The organism is Microbacterium sp. JZ31, from assembly GCF_016805985.1.
In the GTDB taxonomy this organism is placed as follows: Bacteria; Actinomycetota; Actinomycetes; order Actinomycetales; family Microbacteriaceae; genus Microbacterium.
The window spans coordinates 2581850-2605905 of sequence record NZ_CP017661.1 but is presented as its reverse complement, the minus strand read 5'-3'; the positions used below and the strand labels follow the sequence as shown (position 1 = coordinate 2605905).

General features: G+C 71.6%; 24 protein-coding genes, 1 tRNA gene and 1 pseudogene. 11 read left to right on the top strand and 15 right to left on the bottom strand.

Annotation, left to right across the window (positions count from 1 at the left end; translation table 11 throughout):
* The first annotated feature begins 7 nt into the window (after nt 1-7).
* Nucleotides 8-616 (top strand): isochorismatase family protein, encoded by a 609-nt coding sequence (locus tag BJP60_RS12425; protein WP_203136078.1) that lies wholly within the window; start codon nt 8-10, stop codon nt 614-616.
* Nucleotides 617-680: 64 nt separating this feature from the next.
* On the opposite strand, the gene BJP60_RS12420 is transcribed toward BJP60_RS12425, so the two are convergent.
* The 3 genes and pseudogenes from BJP60_RS12420 to BJP60_RS12410 all read right to left on the bottom strand — a co-directional run bounded on the left by BJP60_RS12420 (nt 681) and on the right by BJP60_RS12410 (nt 3235).
* Nucleotides 681-1937, bottom strand: a complete 1257-nt coding sequence (locus BJP60_RS12420) for an RNA polymerase sigma factor (protein WP_203136077.1) — start codon at nt 1935-1937, stop codon at nt 681-683.
* Nucleotide 1938: 1 nt separating this feature from the next.
* Nucleotides 1939-2366 (bottom strand): annotated as a pseudogene (locus BJP60_RS12415) (YciI family protein).
* 95 nt (nt 2367-2461) lie between these two features.
* Nucleotides 2462-3235 (bottom strand): isocitrate lyase/PEP mutase family protein, encoded by a 774-nt coding sequence (locus BJP60_RS12410; RefSeq protein WP_203136076.1) that lies wholly within the window; start codon nt 3233-3235, stop codon nt 2462-2464.
* 89 nt (nt 3236-3324) lie between these two features.
* Here BJP60_RS12410 and BJP60_RS12405 point away from each other — a divergent pair, with 89 nt between their 5' ends.
* On the top strand, nt 3325-3630 hold the full coding sequence (locus tag BJP60_RS12405) for a DUF7882 family protein (RefSeq protein ID WP_203136075.1): 306 nt from the start codon (nt 3325-3327) through the stop codon (nt 3628-3630).
* A 2-nt stretch (nt 3631-3632) separates the two neighbouring features.
* Here BJP60_RS12405 and BJP60_RS12400 read toward each other — a convergent pair.
* Nucleotides 3633-3705 (bottom strand) — tRNA-Lys (locus BJP60_RS12400).
* Nucleotides 3706-3818: 113 nt separating this feature from the next.
* Between BJP60_RS12400 and BJP60_RS12395 the strand changes: the two genes are divergently transcribed.
* On the top strand, nt 3819-4448 hold the full coding sequence (locus BJP60_RS12395) for a DNA-directed RNA polymerase subunit beta (RefSeq protein WP_203136074.1): 630 nt from the start codon (nt 3819-3821) through the stop codon (nt 4446-4448).
* A gap of 384 nt (nt 4449-4832) precedes the next feature.
* Entirely contained in the window at nt 4833-5729 is an 897-nt protein-coding gene (locus BJP60_RS12390) for an aminodeoxychorismate lyase (protein WP_203136073.1), read from the top strand.
* Nucleotides 5730-6034: 305 nt separating this feature from the next.
* On the opposite strand, the gene BJP60_RS12385 is transcribed toward BJP60_RS12390, so the two are convergent.
* From BJP60_RS12385 to BJP60_RS12350, 8 genes are all read right to left on the bottom strand, one after another.
* Complete coding sequence (locus BJP60_RS12385; RefSeq protein WP_203136072.1) at nt 6035-7105, bottom strand: N-acetylglucosamine-6-phosphate deacetylase; 1071 nt, start codon at nt 7103-7105, stop codon at nt 6035-6037.
* Between the two features lie 160 nt (nt 7106-7265).
* Nucleotides 7266-8045: a phosphate ABC transporter ATP-binding protein PstB gene (pstB, locus tag BJP60_RS12380; protein ID WP_203136071.1), complete on the bottom strand. Its 780-nt coding sequence runs from the start codon at nt 8043-8045 to the stop codon at nt 7266-7268.
* Between the two features lie 41 nt (nt 8046-8086).
* A complete protein-coding gene (gene pstA / locus BJP60_RS12375) occupies nt 8087-9178 on the bottom strand; it encodes a phosphate ABC transporter permease PstA (protein WP_203136069.1) in 1092 nt (363 codons plus the stop codon).
* Complete coding sequence (gene pstC, locus BJP60_RS12370) at nt 9178-10140, bottom strand: phosphate ABC transporter permease subunit PstC (RefSeq protein WP_203136068.1); 963 nt, start codon at nt 10138-10140, stop codon at nt 9178-9180. Before pstC ends, pstA begins: the two co-directional genes overlap by 1 nt.
* A 135-nt stretch (nt 10141-10275) precedes the next feature.
* Complete coding sequence (locus BJP60_RS12365) at nt 10276-11391, bottom strand: phosphate ABC transporter substrate-binding protein PstS (RefSeq protein WP_203136067.1); 1116 nt, start codon at nt 11389-11391, stop codon at nt 10276-10278.
* A gap of 169 nt (nt 11392-11560) precedes the next feature.
* A complete protein-coding gene (locus BJP60_RS12360) occupies nt 11561-12502 on the bottom strand; it encodes an NUDIX hydrolase (protein ID WP_203136066.1) in 942 nt (313 codons plus the stop codon).
* Nucleotides 12499-14670 (bottom strand): RNA degradosome polyphosphate kinase, encoded by a 2172-nt coding sequence (locus BJP60_RS12355; RefSeq protein ID WP_203136065.1) that lies wholly within the window; start codon nt 14668-14670, stop codon nt 12499-12501. The genes BJP60_RS12360 and BJP60_RS12355 overlap by 4 nt, the downstream gene beginning before the upstream one ends.
* Nucleotides 14671-14728: 58 nt before the next feature.
* Complete coding sequence (locus BJP60_RS12350) at nt 14729-15418, bottom strand: response regulator transcription factor (protein ID WP_203136064.1); 690 nt, start codon at nt 15416-15418, stop codon at nt 14729-14731.
* 155 nt (nt 15419-15573) lie between these two features.
* Between BJP60_RS12350 and BJP60_RS12345 the strand changes: the two genes are divergently transcribed.
* The 4 genes from BJP60_RS12345 to BJP60_RS12330 all read left to right on the top strand — a co-directional run bounded on the left by BJP60_RS12345 (nt 15574) and on the right by BJP60_RS12330 (nt 18852).
* Nucleotides 15574-15864, top strand: coding sequence for a hypothetical protein (locus BJP60_RS12345; protein WP_203136063.1), 291 nt, complete (start codon nt 15574-15576; stop codon nt 15862-15864).
* A gap of 142 nt (nt 15865-16006) precedes the next feature.
* Nucleotides 16007-16612: an FABP family protein gene (locus BJP60_RS12340; RefSeq protein WP_203136061.1), complete on the top strand. Its 606-nt coding sequence runs from the start codon at nt 16007-16009 to the stop codon at nt 16610-16612.
* Nucleotides 16612-17733 carry a CAF17-like 4Fe-4S cluster assembly/insertion protein YgfZ gene (gene ygfZ / locus BJP60_RS12335; protein WP_203136059.1) on the top strand — a complete coding sequence of 374 codons (1122 nt, stop codon included), beginning with the start codon at nt 16612-16614 and terminating at the stop codon, nt 17731-17733. The genes BJP60_RS12340 and ygfZ overlap by 1 nt, the downstream gene beginning before the upstream one ends.
* Before the next feature lie 12 nt (nt 17734-17745).
* Nucleotides 17746-18852, top strand: coding sequence for an FUSC family protein (locus tag BJP60_RS12330; protein WP_203136057.1), 1107 nt, complete (start codon nt 17746-17748; stop codon nt 18850-18852).
* On the opposite strand, the gene BJP60_RS12325 is transcribed toward BJP60_RS12330, so the two are convergent.
* A complete protein-coding gene (locus tag BJP60_RS12325) occupies nt 18849-19676 on the bottom strand; it encodes a class I SAM-dependent methyltransferase (RefSeq protein WP_203136055.1) in 828 nt (275 codons plus the stop codon). The genes BJP60_RS12330 and BJP60_RS12325 overlap by 4 nt on opposite strands.
* Nucleotides 19677-19739: 63 nt before the next feature.
* Between BJP60_RS12325 and BJP60_RS12320 the strand changes: the two genes are divergently transcribed.
* Nucleotides 19740-20483, top strand: a complete 744-nt coding sequence (locus tag BJP60_RS12320) for a phosphoglyceromutase (protein ID WP_203136053.1) — start codon at nt 19740-19742, stop codon at nt 20481-20483.
* Between the two features lie 73 nt (nt 20484-20556).
* On the opposite strand, the gene phoU is transcribed toward BJP60_RS12320, so the two are convergent.
* Nucleotides 20557-21240, bottom strand: coding sequence for a phosphate signaling complex protein PhoU (phoU, locus tag BJP60_RS12315; RefSeq protein WP_203136052.1), 684 nt, complete (start codon nt 21238-21240; stop codon nt 20557-20559).
* A 184-nt stretch (nt 21241-21424) separates the two neighbouring features.
* Between phoU and BJP60_RS12310 the strand changes: the two genes are divergently transcribed.
* Nucleotides 21425-22633 (top strand): sensor histidine kinase, encoded by a 1209-nt coding sequence (locus tag BJP60_RS12310; RefSeq protein ID WP_203136051.1) that lies wholly within the window; start codon nt 21425-21427, stop codon nt 22631-22633.
* Nucleotides 22630-23313, top strand: coding sequence for a response regulator transcription factor (locus BJP60_RS12305; protein ID WP_203136050.1), 684 nt, complete (start codon nt 22630-22632; stop codon nt 23311-23313). The genes BJP60_RS12310 and BJP60_RS12305 overlap by 4 nt, the downstream gene beginning before the upstream one ends.
* A gap of 68 nt (nt 23314-23381) precedes the next feature.
* On the opposite strand, the gene BJP60_RS12300 is transcribed toward BJP60_RS12305, so the two are convergent.
* Nucleotides 23382-23918, bottom strand: coding sequence for a DNA modification methylase (locus tag BJP60_RS12300; RefSeq protein WP_203136049.1), 537 nt, complete (start codon nt 23916-23918; stop codon nt 23382-23384).
* Between the last annotated feature and the right edge of the window lie 138 nt (nt 23919-24056).

The following is a 24056-nucleotide window of genomic DNA, read 5'->3' as shown; positions in this document are numbered from 1 at the left end:
TCAGAGCATGACCAGGGCACTGCTGATCGTGGATGTGCAGAACGATTTCACCGAGGGCGGCGCGCTCGGCGTCATCGGGGGCGACGCGGTCGCCGCGGGCATCACGCGACACCTCGAGGATCACGCGGGGGAGTACGCCGTGATCGTCGCGTCGCGCGACTGGCACGATGCCGACAGCGACAACGGCGGCCACATCGTGCCCGAGGGCAGCGATGCCGCGCCGGACTACGTCGACACGTGGCCGCCGCACTGCATCGCCGGCACGGAGGGCGCCGAGTACGACCCGGGCCTCGACACGACCGCGGTGACGCACCACGTCAAGAAGGGGCAGGGCAAGCCGGCCTACTCGATGTTCGAGGGCGTCACGGACGACGGATCCACCGTGGCCGCGGTGCTCGCCGAGCGGGGGATCGAGACCGTGGATGTCGTCGGCATCGCGACAGACCACTGCGTGCGCGCCTCGGCGCTGGACGCGATCGAGCACGGCCAGCACGTGCGCGTGCTGATCGACCTCATCGCCGGCGTCGCGCGCGAGCCGAGCGACGCCGCGCTCGCGGAGCTCGCCCACGCGGGCGCCGAGCTCGCCACCAGCGGGTCGGGGGGCACGCCCGCATAGCCCGCCGAGCACCCCTGCTGGAGCGGGGCGCCCCGCGATCGACGAGTGACAATCCCCGGACGGGTCAGCCGAGCGCGCGCAGCTTTCGCTCGAAGACCGTACGCTCCCGGTCGTTCGCCGTGAGGCGCGCGGCCTTCTCGAGCTCGTCGCGCGCCTCGTCGGTGCGACCAAGCCGGATCAGCAGCTCGGCGCGCACGCCGGGAAGCTGCGCGTAGCCGGCGAGCGGCCGGGCGAGGTCGTCGACGATCCGCAGCGCGGTCGCCGGGCCCTCGGACATGGACACCGCGACGGCGCGGTTGAGCTCCACGACGGGCGAGGGCGCGATCCGGCCGAGCGCCTCGTACAGCACCACGATCCGCTCCCAGTCGGTCTCGTCGACGGAGGGCGCGACGTCATGGCACTCCGCGATCGCCGCCTGCAGCGCGTACGGCCCGCGGCCGCGGCCGAGTGCGTCGCATCGCGCGAGGGCGTCCCGGCCCAACGCGATCAGCGCGCGATCCCAGCGGGTGCGATCCTGGTCCGCGAGCAGGATCGGCTCGCCGGAGGCATCGAGCCGAGCCGGGAAGCGCGCGGCGCTCAGTGCCATGAGCGCGACGAGGCCGTGCGCCTCCGGCTCCTTCGGAGCCAGCCCCGTGAGCACGCGCGCGAGCCGCAGCGCCTCACTGCTGAGATCTATGCGCATCCACTGCTCGCCGCCCGAGGCGGCGTAGCCCTCGTTGAAGATCAGGTACAGCACGCTCAGCACGGCCGACAGGCGGGCGGGGTACTCGTCCGGCGCCGGCACCTCGAACGGCACGGCCGCGGCAGCGAGGGTCTTCTTCGCGCGCACGATGCGCTGCTGCACGGTCGCGACCGGCACGAGGAACGCCCGCGCGATCTGCTCGGAGCTGAGGCCGCCCACCACGCGCAGCGTGAGCGCGATGCTGCCCTCGCGCGAGAGCACGGGGTGGCACGCGACGAAGATCAGCCGCAGGACGTCGTCCTCGATGGCGTCGGGGTCCCAGTCGGGCTCCGCCGTCTCGCCGAGCTCGCGCGCGATCTGCGCATAGCGGTCGTCCTGCGTGGCCCGGCGACGCCAGCCGTCGATGGCGCGACGCTTGCCGACCGCGACGAGCCAGGCGCCCGGGTTCGCGGGCACGCCCGAGGCGGGCCACGAGACGAGCGCCTCGGCCAGTGCCTCCTGGGCGACGTCCTCCGCGAGCGTGAAATCGCCCGTGACGCGGGTGAGCGTCGCGACGATGCGCGCCGCCTCGATGCGCCAGACGGCCTCGACCGCGCGCCGGGCGGAGGCGGCGGCGGTCGAGGCCGCAGTCGCGGTCATCTCAGCCCTGCTCGGACTTGCGCGCGAGCTCCTCGCGCCACTCGTCTTCCTTCCGGATCCACTCGTTGTCGGCGGGGAAGTCCTCGGGCCCCGTGACACGGCGGATCTCGAGCTTGTTGCCAGGGCCGAGCGGCGCGCGCTTCGCCCACTCGGCCGCCTCCTCGATCGTCGGCACCTCGATCATCCAGAAGCCGTTGAACAGCTCCTTGGTCTCGCCGTAGGGGCCGTCGGTGACGACGGGCGGGGTCTGGTCGAAGTCGACCACGACACCCGCCTCGGGGCGAGGCCGTCGCCGCCGACCATCACGCCGGCCTTCATCATGGACTCGTTGTAGGCGCCCATCTGGGCGATGATCTCCTCGAACGGGATGTCCGAGGACGCGGCGACCGCCTGCTCCGTCGCGCGCATGATCAGCATGTACTTGGCCATTTCGTACTCCTTCGTCGGGCCGCGTCTCGACCCTTTCACCCAGGCGTCGAACGACGCGAGCGCGGATCGACACGGGCGGGAAAGATCTTTCGGGTTCAGTTCAGCGTGGGGGTGTCCTGCGGGATCACGCCGTCGCCGTAGAGATCGGTGGCGAGGTCGCGCAGCGCGCGCAGCGCGACGCGCTGCGGCAGCGGGCCGTAGGAGACCCGCGCCACGCCGAGGGCCTCGTACTCGGCGGCCGTGAGCGCGCCGGGCATGCCGATGACGCTCACCCGGCGCTCGCCGATGCCCGCGACGAGGCGCTCGGTCAGCCCCCGGTCGAGCGGCCCCGGGACGAAGGCGAGGGCCGCGCCCGCCTCGACGAACGCCCGCCCACGCGCGATCGCGTCGTCGACGATCTCGTCGAGCGGCCGGTCGCCGCCCAGCACGAACGCGTCCGTCCGGGCGTTCAGCTGGAAGGCGACGCCCTCGGCCTCCGCCGCCCGGACGATCGCCTCCACGCGGGCGACCGCCTCGGGAAGCGGTGCGAGCCGGTCCTCCACGTTCGCGCCGACGACGCCCACGCCGATCGCCCGGCGGGTCGTCTCTCCCGGATCCGCGAAGCCGTCGTCCAGATCCGCCGTCACGGGCAGCTCCGTCGCCTGCACGATCTCCGCGATCGCGGCGAGCGCGGTCTCGAGCGGAATCTCGCCGTCCGCGAAGCCGTGGCTCGCGGCGATCGAGTGGCCGGCCGTGGCGATGGCCGTGGTGCCCGGGAGGTCGCTCACGACCTTGGTGGAGACGGCGTCCCACACGTTCACGACGCGGAGGATCTCGGGCGCCTCGTGCAGCGCCTTCAGGGTGAGTGCTTTCTCGGGAGTTGTGGTCATGAGCACGACGCTAGTGGGCGCGCGCAGGGGCGCGCAGGCCGTGGGGAGAACCCCTCGTGAACCCCGGGAGATGGGCGTACCGTCCGGTCATGGGAATCCTCATCTACGACAGCGTCGAGCCCCCGATCGAGATCGAGGATCGCGCGCTGTCTCACCTGAAGGTCGTCGTGCTCGCGAAGCTGCGTCGCGGCGAGAGCTTCGCCGTGTCGTGGAAGCACCCGCCCGGCGAGGCGGGCGGACGCTCGACGATCTGGCTGAACCCGGCGATCCCGCTGCGGTTCGTGTTCGACGAGCCCGAGGCGCCCGAACTGAACCAGAAGTGGCTCGCGGCGATGTCGGAGTCGGCGAACGCGCTCGGCGGCATCACGCTGTCCGCCGAGGAGCTCGACACCTGATGTGGGCCCAGTGGGGCTCGAACCCACGACCCGCGGATTAAAAGTCCGATGCTCTGCCAACTGAGCTATAGGCCCGCGTCTACTTTACGGGCCCGGGCCGGGACGCCGGTGCGCCGGCGTCCGGTCCTGTCCGTCCGCGCTGAGCGAGCGCCGAGCCCCCGGCGCGAGCGCGGGTTTAGCCTGGATCGATGACCGACGACTTCCACAAGCCCGTGCGGCGTCCGTCGGAGACCTTCGACCGGCTGTTCGCTGCCGAGGATCCCGCCGAGGTGTCGCGCGCCGCGCACTCCACCGCCGCCGCGCTGCTGTCGCGCGTCCGCGAGGAACGGGATCCGGATGCCGTCGACCGCCTCGTGGCGTTCACCTCGCGACACGGGATCGACGACATCGCCGAGCTGTGGTCGCGCTCGCCCGCCAAAACCCTGCCCGGATCGCTGTGGCGGCTGTACCTCGTGCAGCTGTCGATCCACGACGACCCCGCGACGGCGGCGCTGCTGTACGACCGCGGTCGCGTGGAGCTGCGCTCGTCCGACGCCGTCGTGGCGGGCGCGCCGGTGCCCGCCGGGCCGGGCGAGCTCGTCGCGCTGATCGACACCATCCTGCGCGGCGCGTTCCAGGGCGACTTCGCCGTGGCGCTCGACCGCGCCGCGGCGTTCTGCCGCGTGCAGGCCTCCGGCGCGACCCACCTCGCCGACGACTACGAGCCGACCGAGCCCGAGCGCGCGAGCGAGCTCACGACGCGTGCCCTGCGCCTGTCGACGTTCGCGACCGACCTGACGGCATCCGCCAAGCTCTGGCGCCGCGACTCGCTCACCTGACGATCTCGCGGTTCCGGAGATCCGCACCGATCCGGATCCGCGCATCTGCGCCGATCCGGAGATCTGCACCGATCCGGATCTTTCGCCGCGCATTCGTCCGGATCCGTGCGGATCTCCGGAGGCGTGCAGGATCGGGACCGCGGGCCCAGGCATCCGGACGATCTTCGACGGCGCGCACCGGCACCTGAGTATTCCGGGAATGCCTCGCCGGACCGCTTCGTTACACTGGAACAGCCGGGCCGCAGCAAACCCCGGGCTCCAACATTCGCCGCCGCGAGCGGCCTCGCGCCGAGAGGCGTTTCTGCGGCTCGGTTTCACTTTGTCCGGCGACGGCTCCTTCGCGCGGGGCGCGCCCCCGGATCCCACGGCATCTAGGCTCGTCCCATGACCTGGCGCTTCGCCCTTCTCGTCGCCCCGGTGGCGGCAGACGACCCCCGCACGGACTTCTCGGACACGCTGGCCGTGATCGATCCGGACGCGCCCGCGCTGAGCGTGGGAGAGCTCAGCACCCAGCGCGGCGACGGGATCTTCGAGACCATCGGCGTCGTCGACGGGCACGCGCAGGAGGTGCAGGCGCACCTTGAGCGCCTCGCCCACTCCGCGCGGCTGTGCGACCTGCCCGCGCCGCACCTCGCGCAGTGGCGCGCCGCCGTCGAGCGCGCCGCCGCCGAGTGCCCGGCGGGGGAGAGCGCGATCAAGCTCATCCTGAGCCGCGGCGTCGAGCGCGCCGCCACGGGGCTCGAGGGTCCGACGGCGTGGGTCACGGCCTCGCCGGTGCCGGACCACACCCGCAGCCGCACCGAGGGCATCCGCGTCGCGACGCTCGACCGCGGCCTGGACAGCGGCGCCGCCTCGCGCGCGCCCTGGCTGCTGCTCGGGGCGAAGACGCTGTCGTACGCGGTCAACATGGCGGCGCTGCGCGAGGCGCATCGGCGCGGGGCGGACGACGCGATCTTCCTCACGAGCGACGGGTACGTGCTCGAGGCGCCCACGGCGTCCGTGGTGCTGCGGCGCGGCGACACGTTCGTCACGCCCGAGCCGACGGGCGGCATCCTGCAGGGCACGACCCAGCTCAGCGTGTTCGACTGGCTCGAGGAGCAGGGGCACTCGACGGGCTACGAGCACGTGCCGGCGGCCGCGCTCGCCGACGCCGACGCGATGTGGCTGGTCTCGAGCGTGCGCCTCGCGGCCCCCGTGACGCACCTGGTCGGCGCCGAGCTCCCCGTCGATCGGGACCTCACCGCCGCGATGAACGCCTACCTGCTCAGCCCCCGCGTCTGACCGCCCGCACGCCTGCGTCGCCAGCGCGGCTGATGCACGTGCACAACGCAGGACGAGCCGACGCTCGGACGGCGCTGCGTCACCGGATCTCGGCGTGTCGCGCCCGCCGATCCTGCGTTGTGCAGGCGGCGCCGCGGCAGGCGAACGCTGGGTGCTCAGCCCGTGCGCTTGACCGCCTGCACAGCCCCGTGCACAACGCAGGACGAGCCGACGCTCGGAAGGCGCTGCGTCACCGGATCTCGGCGTGTCGCGCCCGCCGATCCGGCGTCATGCAGGCGGCGCCGCGGCGATGAACGCCTACCGGCTCAGCCCACGCGAGTGACGCGCCCGTTCTCGAGCGCCACGGCCGGCGGCGGCACGGCGACGCCGAGCGCCCGTGCGGGCGTCAGGGCGGTCAGCTCGGCGATCGTCGTCGGATCCGTGCCGCGCGCGAGCAGCCGCTCGACCGCGTCCGACACCGATGATGTGCTGCCCGCGATCGCGGTCCCGCCCGCGAGCCGGGCGACGCCGTCCTGCACGATGACCTCCGATCCGGCGAGCGTGTAGCTGCCGTCGCCGAGCCCCGCCGCGGCCATTGCGTCGGAGACGAGGACGGCCCGCCTCGCGCAGGCGCGCAGGGCGAGGTCGAGCGCGCGGTCGTCAAGGTGGGCGCCGTCGCCGATCAGCTCCACCGTGATCCGCTCGTCCGTCAGCCCGACGCCCACCGGGCCGGGGGAGCGGTGATGCAGGGGCGGCATGCCGTTGAACAGGTGCGTCATGACGGACGCGCCGAGGTCCACGGCGCGCGCGACCGTGTCGGCGTCCGCCTCCGTGTGCCCGATCGCGACACGCACGCCCGCCTCGACGAGGAGCGGGATGACGTCGAGCGCCCCGGGCAGCTCGGGCGCGAGCGTGATCATCCGGATCGCGCCGTCGCCGGCTCGCAGCAGCGCATCGACGTCGTCGCGCGTCGGCGAGCGCAGCAGGTCGGGGTTGTGGGCGCCGCGACGTCCCTCGCACAGGAACGGACCCTCGAGGTGCAGGCCCGCGAGCGCGCCTGCGCGCACCAGCGGGGCGAGCTCGGCCAGCCGGGTCCGCATGGCTTCGAGCGCGCCCGTGGCGAGCGACGCCACGAGCGCCGTCGACCCGCGCTCGGCGTGCCACGCGATGGCGTCGTGCGGATCCTCGCCGACGGCCCCGAAGTCCACGCCGCGGGCCCCGTGCACATGCGTGTCCAGGAAACCGGGCAGGATCGCGTCGACCTCGCGATCGGGCGTGCGCGGAGCCGCACCGGTGCCGCGCTCCGCCACCTGGCCGCCGGACACGACGACCCAGCCGGGCCCATCCGATCCCGACCCGTCGATCACGCGACGGGCGGCGACGAGCAGAGCGGTCATGCGGTCATCCTCTCAGACGCGTCGGATGCGCCAGACGCGTCGCACCCGAGCGCCGCGCGCCGCCGGCGGCGCCCGCCGCCCGCCGCCCGCACACCGCCCGACGACCGGAGACGCAGAACGGCCCCGCCCGAAGGCGAGGCCGTTCCGTGAAGCGGATGACTCAACCGAAGCGGCCCGAGACGTAGTCCTCGGTCGCCTGCACGGACGGGGTCGTGAAGATCGTCGACGTGGTGTCGTACTCGATCAGCTTGCCCGGCTTGCCCGTGCCCGCGATGTTGAAGAACGCCGTCTTGTCGCTCACGCGCGACGCCTGCTGCATGTTGTGCGTCACGATCACGACCGTGTACTCGTTCTTCAGTTCGGCGATGAGCTCCTCGATCGCGAAGGTGGAGATCGGGTCGAGGGCCGAGCAGGGCTCGTCCATCAGGATGACCTCGGGCGACACCGCGATCGTGCGGGCGATGCACAGGCGCTGCTGCTGACCGCCGGACAGGCCGGAGCCGGGGCGGTCGAGGCGGTCCTTGACCTCGTTCCAGAGGTTCGCGCCGCGCAACGACTTCTCGACGAGGTCGTCGGCGTCGCTCTTGGAGATGCGCTTGTTGTTGAGCGTCACGCCCGCCAGGACGTTCTCGCGGATCGACATCGTCGGGAACGGGTTCGGGCGCTGGAACACCATGCCGACCTGGCGGCGCACGAGCACGGGGTCGACGTTCGAGCCGTACAGGTTCTGGCCGTCGAGCAGCACCTCGCCCTCGACGCGCGCGCCGGGGATGACCTCGTGCATGCGGTTGAGGGTGCGCAGGAACGTGGACTTGCCGCAGCCCGACGGGCCGATGAAGGCCGTCACGGTGCGGGGCTGGATGTCGATCGACACGCCCTCGACGGCGAGGAAGTCGCCGTAGTAGACGTTGAGGTCGTTGACTTCGATGCTCTTGGACATCTGGGTCTCTCTTTTCTGGAAGTCGTTCGGGTCGAGGGGTGTCAGCGGCCGGTCATCTTCGGCGCGAAGACCTTGGCGATCAGTCGCGCGGCGAGGTTGAGCACCATGACGATCAGGATCAGCGCGAGCGCGGCGCCCCAGGCGCGGTCGATGTACGCCTCCGGCGGGATGCCGGGGTACTTGGCCTGCATATAGGCGAACACCGGCAGGGTGGCCATCTGACCGTCGAACATGTTGAGGTTCATGTTCGGCACGATGCCCACCGTCAGCAGCAGCGGGGCCGTCTCGCCGATCACGCGCGAGATGGCGAGCATCACGCTGGTCGTGATGCCGGCGATCGCGGTGGGCAGGACGACCTTGACGATCGTCAGCCACTTCGGCACGCCGAGGGCGTAGGACGCCTCGCGCAGCTCGTTCGGGACGATGCGCAGCAGCTCCTCGCTGCCTCGCACGACGACGGGGATCATCAGCACGGACAGCGCGAGCGAACCCATGATGCCCATGCGCGTGCCCGGGCCGACGAGCAGCGCGAACACCGAGTAGATGAACAGACCGGCGACGATCGACGGGATGCCCGTCATGACGTCCACGAGGAAGGTGATCGCACGCGCGATCCGGCCGCGCCCGTACTCGACGAGGTAGATCGACGTCATGAGGCCGATCGGCACGGAGATGACGGTGGCGCCCAGCGTGACGAGGAGCGTTCCCCAGATCGCGTGCACCGCACCGCCGCCCTCACCGGCGATGTTGCGCATCGAGAAGCTGAAGAACTCGGCATCGAAGCGCTGGATGCCGTTGACGACCACGGTGTAGAGCAGCGAGATCAGCGGCAGCAGGGCGATCAGGAAGGCGGTCGCCACGAGACCGGTCATGACCCGGTCCACGGCGTGCCGCCGCGTCTCGGCGATCGACGACACGACCGCGATGCCGCCCAGGTAGAGCACCATCGTGACCACGAGGGCGCCCGCGATGTTGAACTCCGAGACGTCCCCGCCCGCGTTCAGCATGGCGAACAGCACGACCGCGACGAACAGTGCGAACCCGAGCAGCGCCCAGGGAGCCCAGCGAGGCAGGCGGCCGGTGGTCAGCGAGACCTTCGGCGGGGCGGCGGTGGCGACGGTGGTGGCCGACATCAGTTCGCTCCCGAGAACTCGGCGCGGCGGGAGACGATCCAGCGCGCGATGGCGTTCACCGCGAAGGTGACGATGAAGAGGATGAGGCCGGCGGCGATCAGCGTCGAGACGCCCTCGTCGTGCGCCTCGGGGAACCGCAGGGCGATGATCGCGGGGATCGTCGTGGGGTTCTCCGGGTTCAGCAGGTTGAAGGTCACGACTCCCAGCGGCGAGAGCACGAGGGTCACGGCCATGGTCTCGCCGAGCGCGCGGCCGAGGGCGAGCATCGCGGCCGACACCATGCCGCTGCGCGCGAAAGGCAGGACGGCCATCCGCACCATCTCCCAGCGCGTGGCGCCCAGCGCGAGGGCCGCCTCCTCGTGCAGCTTCGGCGTCTGCAGGAACACCTCGCGACAGATGGCGGTCATGATCGGCAGGATCATGACCGCCAGCACGAGCGACGCCGTGAGGATCGTCTTGCCCGTGCCGGACGGCGTGCCGCTGAACAGCGGGATCCAGCCGAGGTTCTCGTTGAGCCAGCGGTAGAACGGCACGAGCGCGGGCGCGAACGTGAGCGCTCCCCACAGGCCGAAGACGACCGAGGGGACGGCCGCCAGCAGATCGATCACGTATCCCAGCAGGGCGGCGAGGCGACGCGGCGCGTAGTGGGAGATGAACAGCGCGATGCCGAGTGCGATCGGCGCGGCGATCACGAGCGCGATCGCGGATGCCCAGAGCGTGCCGAACACGAACGGCCACACCCACGCCAGGAACGGCTGACCCTCGAGGATGTGGTTGCTCGACGTGTCGGGGCGGAACGCCGGCAGCGCCTGGATGATCAGGAAGAGGGCGACGGCGGCGAGCGTGATCAGGATGATCGTGCCGGCCGCCAGCGCGGTGCCCGAGAAGATGCGATCTCCGGGTCGAAGCACGGGCTTCGCGGCCGGGGTAGAGCTGCCGCGCTCCGTCGTGGTCGTGGTCATTCGGTCCCGCTCCTCAGGGTCCTCGGTGTCATGCTCGGGTGCTGACGGGGCATCAGCGGCGCGGCGATGCCCCGCGCTCAGAATCCCACAGGGGGATGAAGCGCGAGGGCACCGTCGCTATCGCTGAAACAGGGGTCAGTCGACCTTGATCGCCTCGAGAGCGGTCGCGATCTGCTCCTGCAGGCCGGCCGAGAGCGGCGCGCTGCCGGCGGCCTCGGCCGCGACCTGCTGGCCCTCCTCGGAGGTGACGTAGCCGAGGTACGCCTTGGTGAGCGCGGCGACCTCGGGGTCCTCGTACTCGGTGCAGGCGATCAGGTAGCTGACGAGCGCGATCGGGTACGAGCCGGCGGGCGCGGCGGCCGCGTCGACGGCGAACGCCAGGTCGTGGTCCGAGCGGCCCTCCTCGAGCGGCGAGGCCTCGACGAGCGCGGCGGTCGCCTCGGCCGAGTAGGCGACGTACTCGTCGCCGTTCTTCACGGCCACCTGGCCGAGCCCGGAGGTGCGCGACGCGTCGGCGAAGCCGATGTAGCCCGAGCCGTTCGTGATGGCGTCGACGACGCCGGAGGTGCCGTCGCCGGCCTCGCCCGACTGCAGCGGCCACTCGTCCGAGGGCTCCTCGGTCCACACGTCGGGCGCGACGGCGGCGAGGTAGGACGTGAAGGTCTCCTGCGTGCCCGACGCGTCGGCACGGTGCACCGGCACGATCGCCTGGTCGGGCAGCTCGACGCCCTCGTTCTGCGAGACGATCGCCTCGTCGTTCCAGTTCGTGATCTCGCCCATGAAGATCTTGGCGATGGTCTCGCCGTCGAGGTTCAGGGTGTCGACGCCCTCGAGGTTGAAGGCGATGGCGACGGGGGAGATGTAGGCCGGGACCTCGACGATGTCGTCCGTGACGCACGCGCCGAAGCCGCCCGCCTCGAGCTCCTCCGCCTCGAACGCGCGGTCCGAGCCGATGAAGTTCGATGCGCCCGAGATGAAGTTCTCGCGGCCCGTGCCGGAGCCGGTGGCCGTGTAGAGCACGTTGGCCTCGGGGTTGGCGGTCTGGAACGCGGCGACCCACGCCTGCTGCGCGGCCTCCTGCGACGAGGCGCCGGTGGCCTCGATGGTGCCGCTGATCGTGGTGCCGGAGCCACCCTCGGAGGGGGCCGCCGAACCGCTGTCCGCGGGGGCCTCGTTGGCGGCGCAGCCCGCGAGAGAGAGCGCAGCGACCGCGCCAAGGGCCGCGATGCTGGAGAGACGGGTGATCTTCACTGTGTATCCGTTTCCATGAGGGATTCAGGACGTCCCCGCCGGGTTGCAGGGCACAACCGCGAACGTACGAGGGGGTGGTGACGAGACTGCGGTGCAATGGTGAACGACAGGTGAACTGCCCGCATCGATCGCGCATATGGGCGCGGATTCGCGGCGCGCTCCCAGGTCGTCAGACCTTGGGCGAATGCGTCTCGATCGCCACGATTCCGGATCCGGGATTCGTCGCCGAGATATGCACCACGCTGAATGCACCGGTCTCGAGCGCGGCGGCGTCCCCGAGATAGGCGCCGCGCATCGTACCGGTGGCGAGCGCCAGTTCGCTCAGGATGTCGGGCAGCACCGGGCCGTGGCTGCACAGCACGGCGGGCTTGCCCGACCGCACGCGGCGGCCGACGACCTCGCGCACGTCCGACGTGCCGTCCTCCCACGCGTCCTGGCTGATCAGATCCGTCTCGTCGATCCGCCGGTCGAGGGTCTTGGCCAGGGGTGCGACCGTCGCGACGCAGCGCACGGCGGTGCTGGAGACGATCCGGCGCACGCCGAACGCCCGCAGGCCTCCGACGACGGCCTTCGCCTGCGCCTTGCCGCGCGATGTCAGCGGGCGCTGGGCGTCGCCGCGGTCCCACTCGTCGCGCGGCACGGCCTTGCCATGCCGCAATGCGATCACGGGGAAGGTGTGCAGCACGCCGTCGTCCACGAGGCGCTCGAAGTGCTCGAGGATCTCGACGTCGACGGGATAGCTGAGCCGCGCGTGCGCCTTCTTGAGACTCACCCACTCGAGGCCCGCCACCTCGTCGTTCGGCACGAAGCTGCTCGCACGGATCGCCTGGTCCGACGCGGCCGCCGACCAGTAGTGCACGATCTTCTGCTTGCCGTTCGGCAGCCGGTAGTGCGAGACGCCGAGTGGCGCGCCGAGGGACGTGCGGATGCCCGTCTCCTCGAGGATCTCGCGCACGGCGGTCTCCGCGAGCATCTCGCCGGGATCGACCTTGCCCTTCGGCAGCGTGACGTCGCGGTACTTCGTCCGATGGATCAGCAGCACGCGCAGCTTGCCGTCGGTCAGGCGCCACACGACCCCGCCCGCGGCGTAGACGGCGTGATCGGACGTCATCGGATCGCGCGCGCGTGGCGGCGGCGTCTGACGGCTGACATCCGGCGGTCCTGCAGGTCGATGAGCGGCTTGCCGTCCTCGGCCACGCTGCGGCGCGTCCACACGCCCTCCGGCCCGAGATGCCAGGAGCTCACACGGTCGTCCATCGCGAGCTCGAACAGGTTGAGCAGCTCGCTCACGTGCTTGGGCGCCGTGACCCGCACGAGCGCCTCGATGCGGCGGTCGAGGTTGCGGTGCATCATGTCGGCGCTGCCGATGTAGACCTCGGGGTCGCCCTCGTTCTCGAACGCGAAGATGCGCGAGTGCTCGAGATAGCGCCCCAGGATCGAGCGCACGGTGATGTTGTCGCTCACGCCCGGCAGGTCGGTGCGCAGCGAGCAGATGCCGCGCACCCACACGTCGACCTTCACGCCCGCGATGCTCGCGCGGTACAGCGCGTCGATGATCTGCTCGTCGACCATCGAGTTGACCTTGATCCGCACGTGCGCCGGCTTGCCGGCCTGCGCGTTGCGGCGCTCACGGTCGATGAGCCGGATCAGGCCCTTCCGCAGGTGCAGCGGGGCGACCAGCAGGCGCTTGAACTTCTTCTCGATCGCGTAGCCGGAGAGCTCGTTGAACAGGCGCGTGAGGTCGCGGCCGACGAGCGGATCGGTCGTGAACAGGCCGAAGTCCTCGTACAGCCGGCTCGTCTTGGGGTTGTAGTTCCCCGTGCCGACGTGGCTGTAGTGGCGCAACTCGCCCTTCTCCTCGCGGATGACGAGCGCGAGCTTGCAGTGCGTCTTCAGGCCCACGAGGCCGTACACGACGTGCACGCCGGCCTTCTCGAGCTTGCGCGCCCACACGATGTTGTTCGCCTCGTCGAAGCGCGCCTTGACCTCGACGAGCGCGAGCACCTGCTTGCCGGCCTCCGCAGCGTCGATCAGCGCCTGCACGACCGGGCTGTCACCCGATGTGCGGTACAGCGTCTGCTTGATCGCGAGGACGTGCGGATCGCGCGCCGCCTGCTCGAGGAACGCCTGCACGCTCGTCGCGAACGACTCGTACGGGTGGTGCACGAGCACGTCGGACTTGCGGATCGCCGCGAAGACGTCGGCCCGCGCCTCCTGGTCGACGGGCTGGAACGGCAGCGCGGTGGTCGGCACGTGCGGCGCGTAGCGCAGGTCGGGGCGCTTGATGCCGGACAGGGCGAACAGCGCACGCAGGTCGAGCGGTCCGGGGAGGCGGTAGACCTCCTGCTCGGTGATGTCGAGCTCCTTCACCAGCAGATCGAGCGTCACGTCGTCCATGTCGTCCGTGATCTCGAGCCGGATCGGCGGACCGAAGCGGCGGCGCAGCAGCTCGGCCTCGAGCGCCTGGATGAGGTTCTCGGTCTCGTCCTCCTCGATCACGACGTCCTCGTTGCGCGTGAGGCGGAACGCGTGATGATCCAGGATCTCCATGCCCGGGAAGAGGTCCTCGAGGTGCTGCGCGATGAGCTCCTCGAGCGGAAGGAAGCGCATCGCGTGCCCGTCGCCGCCGGGCACCTCGACGTAGCGCGGCATCATCGGCGGCACCTTGAGGCGCGCGAACTCCTGCCGCCCCGTGCGGGCGTTGCGGATCCGGATCGCGAGGTTCAGCGACAGGCCGGAGATGTAGGGGAAGGGATGCGCCGGGTCGACCGCCAGCGGCATCAGGACCGGGAAGACCTTGGCGTGGAAGTAGTCGTACATCGCCGAGCGCTCGTCCTTGTCCAGCGCCTCCCAGCCGACCACCACGATGCCGGCCTCCGCGAGCGCGGGGCGCACGGCGTCGTTCCAGACCTTCGCGTGACGCAGCTGCAGGGCGTGCGCCTCGGCCGAGATCGCCGCCAGCGAGTCGGTCGGGGAGACGCCGACGTTGGTCGGGACGGCGAGCCCCGTGACGATGCGTCGCTTCAGGCCCGCGACGCGGACCATGAAGAACTCGTCGAGGTTGCTCGCGAAGATCGCGAGGAAGTTCGCCCGCTCCAGCAGCGGCAGCGACGGGTCCTCCGCCAGCTCGAGGACGCGCTGGTTGAACGCCAGCCAGCTCAGCTCGCGGTCGAGGTAACGGTTCTCCGGAAGCTGCGCGTCCGGGGCCTCGACGGCGGCGTCGAAGTCGTCGTCCTCGGCGTCGCCGATGCCCGTGTCCACGATGGCGGAGTCGATCATGACGGACATCCTGCCACCGTCCCGTGCTCGGTTCGTTAACTCGGGCGACTCGCCCGCGTCAGGCCTGCGTGGCGGAGGGGAGCTGGTCGTCCTCGTAGACGTTGAAGCGGTAGCCCACGTTGCGGACCGTGCCGATCAGCTGCTCGAGGTCGCCGAGCTTGGCGCGCAGGCGCCGCACATGCACGTCGACCGTGCGCGTGCCGCCGAAGTAGTCGTAGCCCCACACCTCGCTGAGCAGCTGCTCGCGCGTGAACACCCGGGAGGGATGCGTCGCGAAGAAGTGCAGCAGCTGGAACTCCTTGTAGGTGAGATCGAGCGGCTTGCCGTGCACCTTCGCCGAGTAGGACGACTCGTCGATCGTGATGCCCGAGGTCTGGATCCGGGTGCTGACCTGCTCGCTCGCCTGGCGGCCGATCGCCAGGCGCACCCGGGCGTCGACCTCGGCTGGGCCTGCCGTCACCAGGATGACGTCGTCGATGCCCCAGTCCGTCGAGACCGCCGTCAGGCCGCCCTCCGTCACGACGAGCACGAGCGGCGCGTCGAGACCCGTCGTGTTCAGGATCTTGCACAGCGACTTGGCGCCGACCAGATCCGTGCGGGCATCGACGAAGATCACGTCGGCGCTGGGGGCGTTCACCAGCTGGGCGGGCTCTGCGGGGATCTGCCGCACCCGGTGGCTCAGCAGTTCGAGCGCGGGCAGAACCGCTCCGCCGCCGGGGGCGGAGCTCAGGACCAGAAGCTGTGCCAAGCGATGTCCTTCCGACGCGGGTGGGGACCGCGTCCTCGGCATCGACGCGGTGGGGTCGCCGCATCGTGCCCCCATCATAGAGGCCTCCCGGATGACGCCCTGACGCGCTCACCGGGGGTTTGGCGCGATCGCTCGTCGTCTTGGACAATGGGGGGATGACCGTTCCAGAACTCGCCCCGCGGCGCCGCTACGGCGGGATCGCGGCCACCTGGGGCTTCGCCCTGCTGGTCGCGCTGGCCATCGCGGTGTTCGTGCCGTTCGAGACGCGGTTCTGGTGGTTCGGCCTCGCGGGCGGGGCGTGCCTGGTCTTCGCGTTCAGCGCGCATCTCATCGACGGCCGGGCGAAGGGGTTCGTCTTCCGCGTCAGCATCGCGGCTCTCGGCGGCATCACGATCCTCGGCATCGTGGCGCTCGTGATGATGCTCGCGGCCGTGAGTCCGGCGTGACCCGATAGACTGACGGCATGGATCTCGTCGCGCTCGAACTGTTCTTCGTCGGGCTGCTGGGCCTCGCCAGCCTGGCGATCGCCTTCATCTCCGGCGCGGTGGTCTGGAACCTGTTCCGCGGCCAGCGCTGAAAGGCGGCAGCATGATCGAGCTGCCCGCAGACCTCCCCGCCGACCTCGCGCCCCTGTCGTGGCTCATCGGCGTGTGGGAGGGCACCGGCGTGATCGACTACCGCGTCGGCGACACCCACTTCGAGGGCGAGTTCTCGCACCGTGTCAGCTTCAGCCATGACGGCGGTCCGTTCCTGAACTACTCCGCGTCGGCGTATCTCGCCTCGCCCGACGGCGAGCCGGCGCGCGCGCTGAACGCCGAGACCGGCTTCTGGCGCGTGGCGCGCGCCTCGACAGCGGCCGAGCCCGGCCCCGGCCTGCTGCCGCCGCGGGAGGCCGAGGTGGTGCGCACCGCCGAGGACGTCGAGCAGCTGCGCAACGCCGCGGGCGGCTTCGACCTCGAGGTCTCGCTCGTCCACTCCGACGGCGTGAGCGAGCTGTATCTCGGCCAGGTCAAGGGCCCGCGCATCGATCTCGCGACCGACGCGGTCGTGCGCACCGCGAGCGCGCGGCACTACGCCGCGGCCACGCGCATGTACGGCCTCGTCGAGGGTCACCTGCTGTGGGCCTGGGATATCGCGGCGCTGGGCCGAGAGCTCGGATCGCACGCGTCCGCCCGTCTCGCGAAGGTCTCCTGATGCTCTTCGCGGATCGCCCGGGGGCCGTGCCTGCGGAGGACGGGATCGCGCACTTCGGCGACCCGGTCCGGGAGCAGCGCCTGCTCGCCGCGGGTGAGGCCGTGGTGCCGCGCGACGACCGCGCCGTGATCGAGGTGTCGGGGCCCGACCGCCTGAGCTGGCTCGACTCGATCACCTCGCAGGCGCTCGCGGCGCTTCCCGCGGGGCAGGCGACCGAGCTGCTCGTGCTGGACCCGCACGGACGCGTCGAGCACGCCGCCGGCGTGCTGGACGACGGTGCGTCGACCTGGCTCATCGCCGACGCGGGAGACGCCGCGGGCCTGGCGAAGTGGCTGACGATGATGCGCTTCCGCTCGCGGGTTGAGGTGCGCGTGCGCGACGACCTCGCCGTGCTGGGCTACACCGAGCTCGAGACCGCGGAGAAGCGCGTCGCGCTCGTCGCCTACCGGCCGAACGACCTGCCCCTCGTGTGGGGAGACCCGTGGCGGGACGTCACGGCCGGGGGATGGCAGTACGCCGCGACGTCGGCGCATCCGGGGGCCGCCTACACCTGGATCGAGGCGATCGTGGAGCGCTCCGCGCTGCCGCAGCTCGCCGACGTCGAGCCGGCCGGCCTGCTCGCGGCCGAGGCGCTGCGGATCGCGGCGTGGCGCCCGCGCTGGAGCCGCGAGGTCGACGAGCGCGCGATCCCGCACGAGTTCGACTGGCTGCGCACCGCGGTGCATCTGGACAAGGGCTGCTATCGCGGCCAGGAGACGGTCGCGAAGGTGCACAACCTCGGGCACCCGCCGCGCCGGCTCACGCTGCTGCACCTCGACGGCAGCGACAGCGTGCTGCCAGCGCCGGGTACGCCCGTGCTGCAGGCGGGGACCGAGGGCGAGGCGGCCGAGGTGGGCCACATCACGAGCAGCGCCCGGCATCACGAGCTCGGACCCATCGCGCTGGCGGTGCTCGCCCGGCGCGTGCCGCCGGATGCGACGCTCGAGATCCGCGCAGACGGCGCCCGCATCGCGGCCGCGCAGGAGGTCATCGTGCCCGCTGACGCCGGGGCGACCGCCGAGGTGCCGCGGCTCACGCGCCTGTCCCGCCGCCCGCTGGCCCAGCCGCCCGCTCAGGCATAGCGGGCCCCCGGGATGTCCGACTCGCAGCCCATCACGCAGGCCGTCCCGGTCACGTGGCGCAGCCGGATCTCGCCCCGCCCGGGTCTCGCGCGCCTGCGGGAGTCGTGGATCGCGGTCGCGCAGATCGTGATCGCCGCGACGTGCGCGTTCCTCATCGGGCGCTACGCGCTGGGACACGAGACCCCGATGATCGCCGCCACCGTGTCGATCTCGAGCCTCGGGCTCGCGCGCGACGCGCGGCCGCAGCGCGTCGCCGAGACGGTGGTCGGGATGCTCACCGGCATCCTCCTGTCCGAGGCGCTGCGGTTCTTCGTCGGGTCGGGGTGGTGGCAGCTGGGGCTCGCGCTCGGGGTCACGATGCTCGTGGCGCGCTTCCTGTCGCCGTCTCCGCAGTTCGCGATCGCGGCCGCGATCCAGTCGGCGATCGCGATGATCCTGCCGCTGGCTCCCGTGCCGTTCTCGCGCCTGCTGGACGGCGTGATCGGCGGCGTGCTCGCGGTCGCGATCACGGCGCTGCTGCCGCGCAATCCGGCCGTCGCCACGATCCGCGACGCGCGCGCGTTCTTCGCGGGGTTCGACGCCGCCGGCGAGCGGCTCGTCGCCGCACTGCGGCGCGGCGACCGGCTGCGTGCCGAGCGCGGCCTGGAGAAGGCGCGCGGTCTGCAGGCGCCGCTCGACGCCTGGCGGGTATCCCTCGAGTCGGGACGGTCGATCGCGCGCATCTCGCCGTTCCTGCGCGGGCGACGTGCCGAGCTCGAGCGCTACGCGCGCATCCTGCACGCCATGGACCTCGCGATGCGCAACCTTCGCGTCGTCGGCCGACGCATCGTGTACGTGACGGAGGACCGCGAGCAGCGCCCCGTCCCGGCGGAGGTGCTGTCCGAGATCGTGCGCGCGGCGACGCGCGTCGCCGCGTCCATCGAGGACATCGCCCAGGAGCCGGTCGCCCGCGAGAGCCTGCTGGCGATTGCGCGCCGCCTCGACCCCGCCGCGATGCTTCCCGGCGCGACGCTCGGAGAGCAGGCCCTGGTATCGGCCCTCCGGCCGCTCGTCGTCGACCTGCTCGTGGCGACCGGCATGCCACCCGGTGACGCCCGCGCCGCGATCCCGAGGATCTAGGACGGCCGCACCGCGTCCCACGGGACGGTGAGCTCGCCCAGGCGCCAGCGCGCGCGGCCGCCGAGGACCGGAACGCCGGACGCGCGCAGTGCCGCGACCGCCGCCATCCAGCGCTGGGTCGGGCCGAACGGTGCGAGCGCGGCCGCGCGGTCCCACTCGCGGTCGAGGGCGCTCAGGAGATCGTGGATCCGCTCGCCCGGCACGTTGCGGTGGATGAGCGCCTTCGGCAGGCGCTCGGCGACGACGCTCGGCCGCTCGAGGCCGGCCAGGCGCAGCGAGACCGTGAAGCGCAGCGGCTCGCCGGATGCGGCGACGTCGATCCAGCTGCACACGCGGCCGATCTCGTCGCACGTGCCCTCGACGAGCACGCCGCCAGGCGCCAGGCGAGCCGTCATCCGGTCCCACGCCCCGCGCACATCCTGCTCGTCGTACTGGCGCAGCACGTTGAAGGCCCGGATCACGGCCGGGCGGCGATCGCCGGCGAGCGGGATCTCGAAGCCGCCGCGCGCGAACGACACCCGCGCATCGGCGGCGAACACCGTCTCCCCGCGGCGCGTGGACTCGAGCTGCGCCTGCGCCCGTGCGACGCGCTCGGGATCGATCTCGAGGCCGAGCAGCTCGACGTCGTCGCGCACGCCGCGCAGCCGCGCGGCGAGCTCGAGCGTCGTGACGCCGTTGGCGCCGTAGCCGAGGTCGACGACGAGCGGATCGGGGGCGCGGCGGAACTCGGGCAGGTGCGCGATCCAGCGATCCACGCGGCGCAGGCGGTTGGTGCCGGTCGTGCCGCGCGTGTGGCGCCCCTCGGGACCCTGAGCACGCGCCATACGACCATTCTGCTGTGCCCGCATCCACGCATCGGATCGGGCGGGCGTGGCTAGGCTGGACGCATGGCACACACCCTGATCCTGCTGCGACACGGCCAGAGCGAGTGGAACTCGCTCAACCTCTTCACCGGATGGGTCGACGTCCGGCTCACGGAGCTCGGCCGCTCGGAGGCCCAGCGCGGCGGCGAGCTGATGAAGGAGCAGGGCGTGCTCCCCGACGTCGTGCACACGTCGGTGCTCAGCCGCGCGATCCAGACCGCGGACATCGCGCTCGACCACGCGGACCGCCTGTGGATCCCGGTGAAGCGCTCCTGGCGCCTCAACGAGCGCCACTACGGCGCCCTGCAGGGCAAGGACAAGGCCCAGACCCTCGAGCAGTTCGGCGAGGAGAAGTTCATGGAGTGGCGTCGCTCGTTCGACGTGCCGCCGCCCGTCATCGACCCCGCCGACGAGTACGCCCAGACGAACGACCCGCGCTACGTGGGCATGGACGGCGAGATCCCCGGCACCGAGTCGCTCAAGATCGTGATCGACCGGATGCTGCCCTACTGGGAGGGCGAGATCGTCCCGGACCTGAAGGCGGGCAAGACCGTGCTCGTCGCCGCGCACGGCAACTCGCTGCGCGGCCTCGTGAAGCACCTGGAGGGCATCAGCGACGAGGACATCGCCGCGCTGAACATCCCGACCGGCATCCCGCTCGTGTACGAGCTCGACGAGGACATGAAGCCGACCGGAACGAGCCGCTACCTCGACCCCGAGGCCGCCGCCGCGGGCGCCGCCGCGGTCGCCTCACAGGGCAAGAAGTAACCTCAGACGACGAGAGGCGCCGCCCGGATCGGATCCGGGCGGCGCCTCTTTCGCGTCTGCGGGCTGAGCGGGATCAGACCTCGGGGACGTGCACGTCGGGTACGCCGTGCTCCAGGCCGGTCCAGTCGCCCGTGCCGAGGTAGATCATCTTCTTCGCGATCGAGACCGCGTGGTCGGCGAAGCGCTCGTGGTAGCGGCTCGCCAGGGTCGCGTCGACGGTCGCGCCGGCCTCGCCCTGCCAGCTGTCGCTGAGCACCTTCTCGAACACGCTGGCGTGCAGCTCGTCGATGTCGTCGTCGCTGTTGCGGATGTGGTCGGCGATCGCGACATCCTGTGTGCGCAGCAGCTCCGTGAGCGCGCGCGCCACCTGCACGTCGAGCTCGCCCATCCGGGTGAAGGTGCCCTTCAGGCCCTTCGGGATGGCGCGGTCGGGGTAGCGCGTGCGGGCGAGCTGGGCGATGTGCTCGGCCATGTCGCCCATCCGCTCGAGCGATGCGCTCACGCGCAGCGCCGTGACGACGATGCGCAGATCGCGCGCCACCGGCTGCTGCATCGCGAGGATCTCGATCGCCAGCTCGTCGAGGGCGAGCGCACGCTCGTCGATCAGGCGGTCGTCGGCGATGACCTCTTCGGCCAACGTGACGTCACCGCTGCCGAACGCTCGCGTCGCCTTGTCGATGGCGATCGTGACGAGCTCGGCGATCTCGACGAGCCGGGACTGCACGTCCTCGAGAGACTGGTGGAAGACTTCGCGCATCGTGGACCTTTCGTCTGTGTCGCGGGGGCGTTCTCGCGGCCGCCGGCCGCTGAGCACGCTCTGACGCGATTGTCGTGAGCGCCGGTGAACGACTGGTGCCGCAACGGTTAACAGTTCCCGGCGCGTCCCCGGCCAGGAGCCGATACGTCCGACTCGGTGTTCGCCATGACTTTACTCTGGTGACATGGAGTCCACGCAGCTTGCGCTGCTCGCTCTGCTTCTCGGAGCGGTCATCGGCGTCGCAGCGTGCCTCATCGTCTTCGCGGCGATCCGTGCGCGGGAGCGCGCGGTGCGGGAGGCGGAAGGCGCGGTGCCGCCCGGCATGACGGCGGTCCTGGACGCGATGGACGACCCCGCCGCGGTCGTCGACGCATCCGGTCTCGTCGCGGCCATCTCGCCCACCGCGCCGTGGCTCGGCATCGAGAAGGACGCGCCCCTCGAGCACACCGGACTGCGCGACCTCGTCCGCGCCGCGCGCTCGGGCGCGACCGAGACGGCGAACCTGCGCCTGGTGCGCGGCGGCATGTCGTCCGACTCGCGCCTGGTGTCGGGGCGGGCCATCCGCGTCAACGAGCGCCACACGCTGCTGATCGTGCGCGACCTGTCGGAGCAGGAGCGTCTCGAGCAGATGCGGCACGACTTCATCGCCAACACGAGCCACGAGCTGAAGACCCCCGTGGGGGCCGTCACGCTGCTGGCCGAGGCGATCGAGCTCGCGGCCGACGACCCCGCGCAGGTGCGGGCGTTCACCGCGCGCCTGTCGGCCGAGGCCGATCGCCTGGGGCGTCTGACGGGCCGCATCATGAACCTCTCGCGGCTGCAGGCGGCCGAGGAGCTCACCTCGGTGGGCGACGTCGCGATCGACGAGGTCATCACGTCCGCGATCGAGGCCCACGCGGTGCAGGCCGACTCGGCCGGAGTGGATCTCGCCCGCGGCGGCGACCGCGGGCTGTACGTGCGCGGCGACACGCAGATCCTGAAGGAGGCGATCGGCAACCTGATCGCCAACGCGATCGCGTACTCGCCCCGCGGGTCGCGCGTCGGCGTCGGCGTGCGGGCGGCGGCGGGGGCCGTCGAGATCGCCGTGACGGATCAGGGCATCGGCATCGCCGAGGCCGATCAGCAGCGCGTGTTCGAGCGCTTCTACCGCGCGGATCAGGCGCGCTCGCGCCGGACGGGCGGATCGGGCCTCGGTCTGTCGATCGTCAAGCACGCCGTCGCCCGGCACGGCGGCGAGATCAAGCTCTGGTCGCAGCCCGACCGAGGCTCGACCTTCACCGTGCGCCTGCCGCTGAGCGAGGCGCCCGTGATCGATTCCCCTGCAAAGAAGAGAAAGAAGCGGAAGCCCGAGACCGCGGTGGTCGGGGCGGACGCGAAGGAAGGCTCCGAATGACGCGTGTGCTCCTGGTCGAGGACGAGCCCGACCTGGCCGAACCCCTCGCCTATCTGCTCCGCAGGGAGGGCTACGAGGTCGAGATCGCCGAGGACGGGCCCACCGCCCTGATCGCCTTCCGCGAGCAGGGCGCCGACCTGATCCTGCTCGACCTGATGCTGCCGGGGATGCCCGGCACCGAGGTCTGCCGCCAGGTCCGTGCCACGTCGAGCGTGCCGATCATCATGCTCACGGCCAAGGACTCCGAGGTGGACATCGTGGTGGGGCTCGAGCTGGGCGCGGACGACTACGTCACCAAGCCCTACTCGGCGCGCGAGCTGCTCGCGCGCATGCGCGCCGTGCTGCGCCGCACGGCCGATGCCGAGGCGGAGCTCGACGAGCGCGTGCTCGAAGGCGGGCGCGTGACGCTCGACGTCGACCGCCACACGGTCGCGGTCGACGGCCAGCAGATCAACATGCCCCTCAAGGAGTTCGAGCTGCTCGAAGTGCTGATGCGCAACGCGGGCCGCGTGCTGACGCGCGGGCAGCTGATCGACCGCGTGTGGGGCAGTGACTACTTCGGCGACACCAAGACGCTCGACGTGCACATCAAGCGCATCCGCTCGCGCATCGAGCTGGTGCCGAGCGAGCCCGTGATGCTCGTCACGGTGCGCGGTCTCGGCTACCGCTTCGAGGGCTGAGCCGGGTACGACGAAGGCCGCGAGGATTCCGATCCTCGCGGCCTTCGTCGTATGTCTGCGGGTGCGGCTCAGTGGCCGCCCTCCTCCGGGGCCTCCGTGTGCTCCAGGTGCGAGCAGTCGCTCTGCCCGCCGCCGGGCACCAGGTCGGCGAAGTGCTCGAGGCAGCCGTCGAGCACGGGCACCTCGGCGATGACGCCCTCGGAGTCGCCCGACTGGAAGTAGAGCGGCAGGGTCGCGCCGGCCTCGGTGTCGATGCCCTCGAGCAGCAGCGGCTCGTCGTCGCCGCTGCCGAGGCTGATGGTCTCGCCCGCGGGCACGCGCACGGTGGCTGTCTGCTCGCCCCACTCGAGGTTGAGCGTCGCCGACTCCTCCGTGTCGTTCACGAGCGCCGCGGCCAGGTTGCCGTCCGTGCCCTGCGCGTCCGTGATGATGACGGCGTTGCGGACCTGGATCGGCGCGGCCCCACCGTCGGGCTCCGGCACGTTCACGCCGTCCGACGGCGAGTACTGGATCGTGGTCGCCTGGTGCGTCAGCGACGCGCAGCCGGTGGCGCTGAGGAGGACGACGGCGCCGAGCGAGAGCGACGCGAGAATGCGGGAGTTCACGGAACCTCCAGGTCGTGCGGTCCCGCCGAGCTGCGGGCCCTGCGAGCCATTCTAGGGGGTCGCGTCCGTGCCGCCCGATGCCCGCCCGAAGGGGCATGCGGACGCGCCCGCGAACTGCGGGGAACAGGCGTGTCGCTC

Bases quoted from the DNA above. Each gene is read 5' to 3' on its own strand.
- BJP60_RS12425 (WP_203136078.1), top strand. From the start codon at position 8: ATGACCAGGGCACTGCTGATCGTGGATGTGCAGAACGATTTCACCGAG.
- BJP60_RS12420 (WP_203136077.1), bottom strand. From the start codon at position 1,937: ATGACCGCGACTGCGGCCTCGACCGCCGCCGCCTCCGCCCGGCGCGCG.
- BJP60_RS12410 (WP_203136076.1), bottom strand. From the start codon at position 3,235: ATGACCACAACTCCCGAGAAAGCACTCACCCTGAAGGCGCTGCACGAG.
- BJP60_RS12405 (WP_203136075.1), top strand. From the start codon at position 3,325: ATGGGAATCCTCATCTACGACAGCGTCGAGCCCCCGATCGAGATCGAG.
- BJP60_RS12395 (WP_203136074.1), top strand. From the start codon at position 3,819: ATGACCGACGACTTCCACAAGCCCGTGCGGCGTCCGTCGGAGACCTTC.
- BJP60_RS12390 (WP_203136073.1), top strand. From the start codon at position 4,833: ATGACCTGGCGCTTCGCCCTTCTCGTCGCCCCGGTGGCGGCAGACGAC.
- BJP60_RS12385 (WP_203136072.1), bottom strand. From the start codon at position 7,105: ATGACCGCTCTGCTCGTCGCCGCCCGTCGCGTGATCGACGGGTCGGGA.
- pstB (WP_203136071.1), bottom strand. From the start codon at position 8,045: ATGTCCAAGAGCATCGAAGTCAACGACCTCAACGTCTACTACGGCGAC.
- pstA (WP_203136069.1), bottom strand. From the start codon at position 9,178: ATGTCGGCCACCACCGTCGCCACCGCCGCCCCGCCGAAGGTCTCGCTG.
- pstC (WP_203136068.1), bottom strand. From the start codon at position 10,140: ATGACCACGACCACGACGGAGCGCGGCAGCTCTACCCCGGCCGCGAAG.
- BJP60_RS12360 (WP_203136066.1), bottom strand. From the start codon at position 12,502: ATGACGTCCGATCACGCCGTCTACGCCGCGGGCGGGGTCGTGTGGCGC.
- BJP60_RS12355 (WP_203136065.1), bottom strand. From the start codon at position 14,670: ATGATCGACTCCGCCATCGTGGACACGGGCATCGGCGACGCCGAGGAC.
- BJP60_RS12345 (WP_203136063.1), top strand. From the start codon at position 15,574: ATGACCGTTCCAGAACTCGCCCCGCGGCGCCGCTACGGCGGGATCGCG.
- BJP60_RS12340 (WP_203136061.1), top strand. From the start codon at position 16,007: ATGATCGAGCTGCCCGCAGACCTCCCCGCCGACCTCGCGCCCCTGTCG.
- ygfZ (WP_203136059.1), top strand. From the start codon at position 16,612: ATGCTCTTCGCGGATCGCCCGGGGGCCGTGCCTGCGGAGGACGGGATC.
- BJP60_RS12330 (WP_203136057.1), top strand. From the start codon at position 17,746: ATGTCCGACTCGCAGCCCATCACGCAGGCCGTCCCGGTCACGTGGCGC.
- BJP60_RS12325 (WP_203136055.1), bottom strand. From the start codon at position 19,676: ATGGCGCGTGCTCAGGGTCCCGAGGGGCGCCACACGCGCGGCACGACC.
- BJP60_RS12320 (WP_203136053.1), top strand. From the start codon at position 19,740: ATGGCACACACCCTGATCCTGCTGCGACACGGCCAGAGCGAGTGGAAC.
- phoU (WP_203136052.1), bottom strand. From the start codon at position 21,240: ATGCGCGAAGTCTTCCACCAGTCTCTCGAGGACGTGCAGTCCCGGCTC.
- BJP60_RS12310 (WP_203136051.1), top strand. From the start codon at position 21,425: ATGGAGTCCACGCAGCTTGCGCTGCTCGCTCTGCTTCTCGGAGCGGTC.
- BJP60_RS12305 (WP_203136050.1), top strand. From the start codon at position 22,630: ATGACGCGTGTGCTCCTGGTCGAGGACGAGCCCGACCTGGCCGAACCC.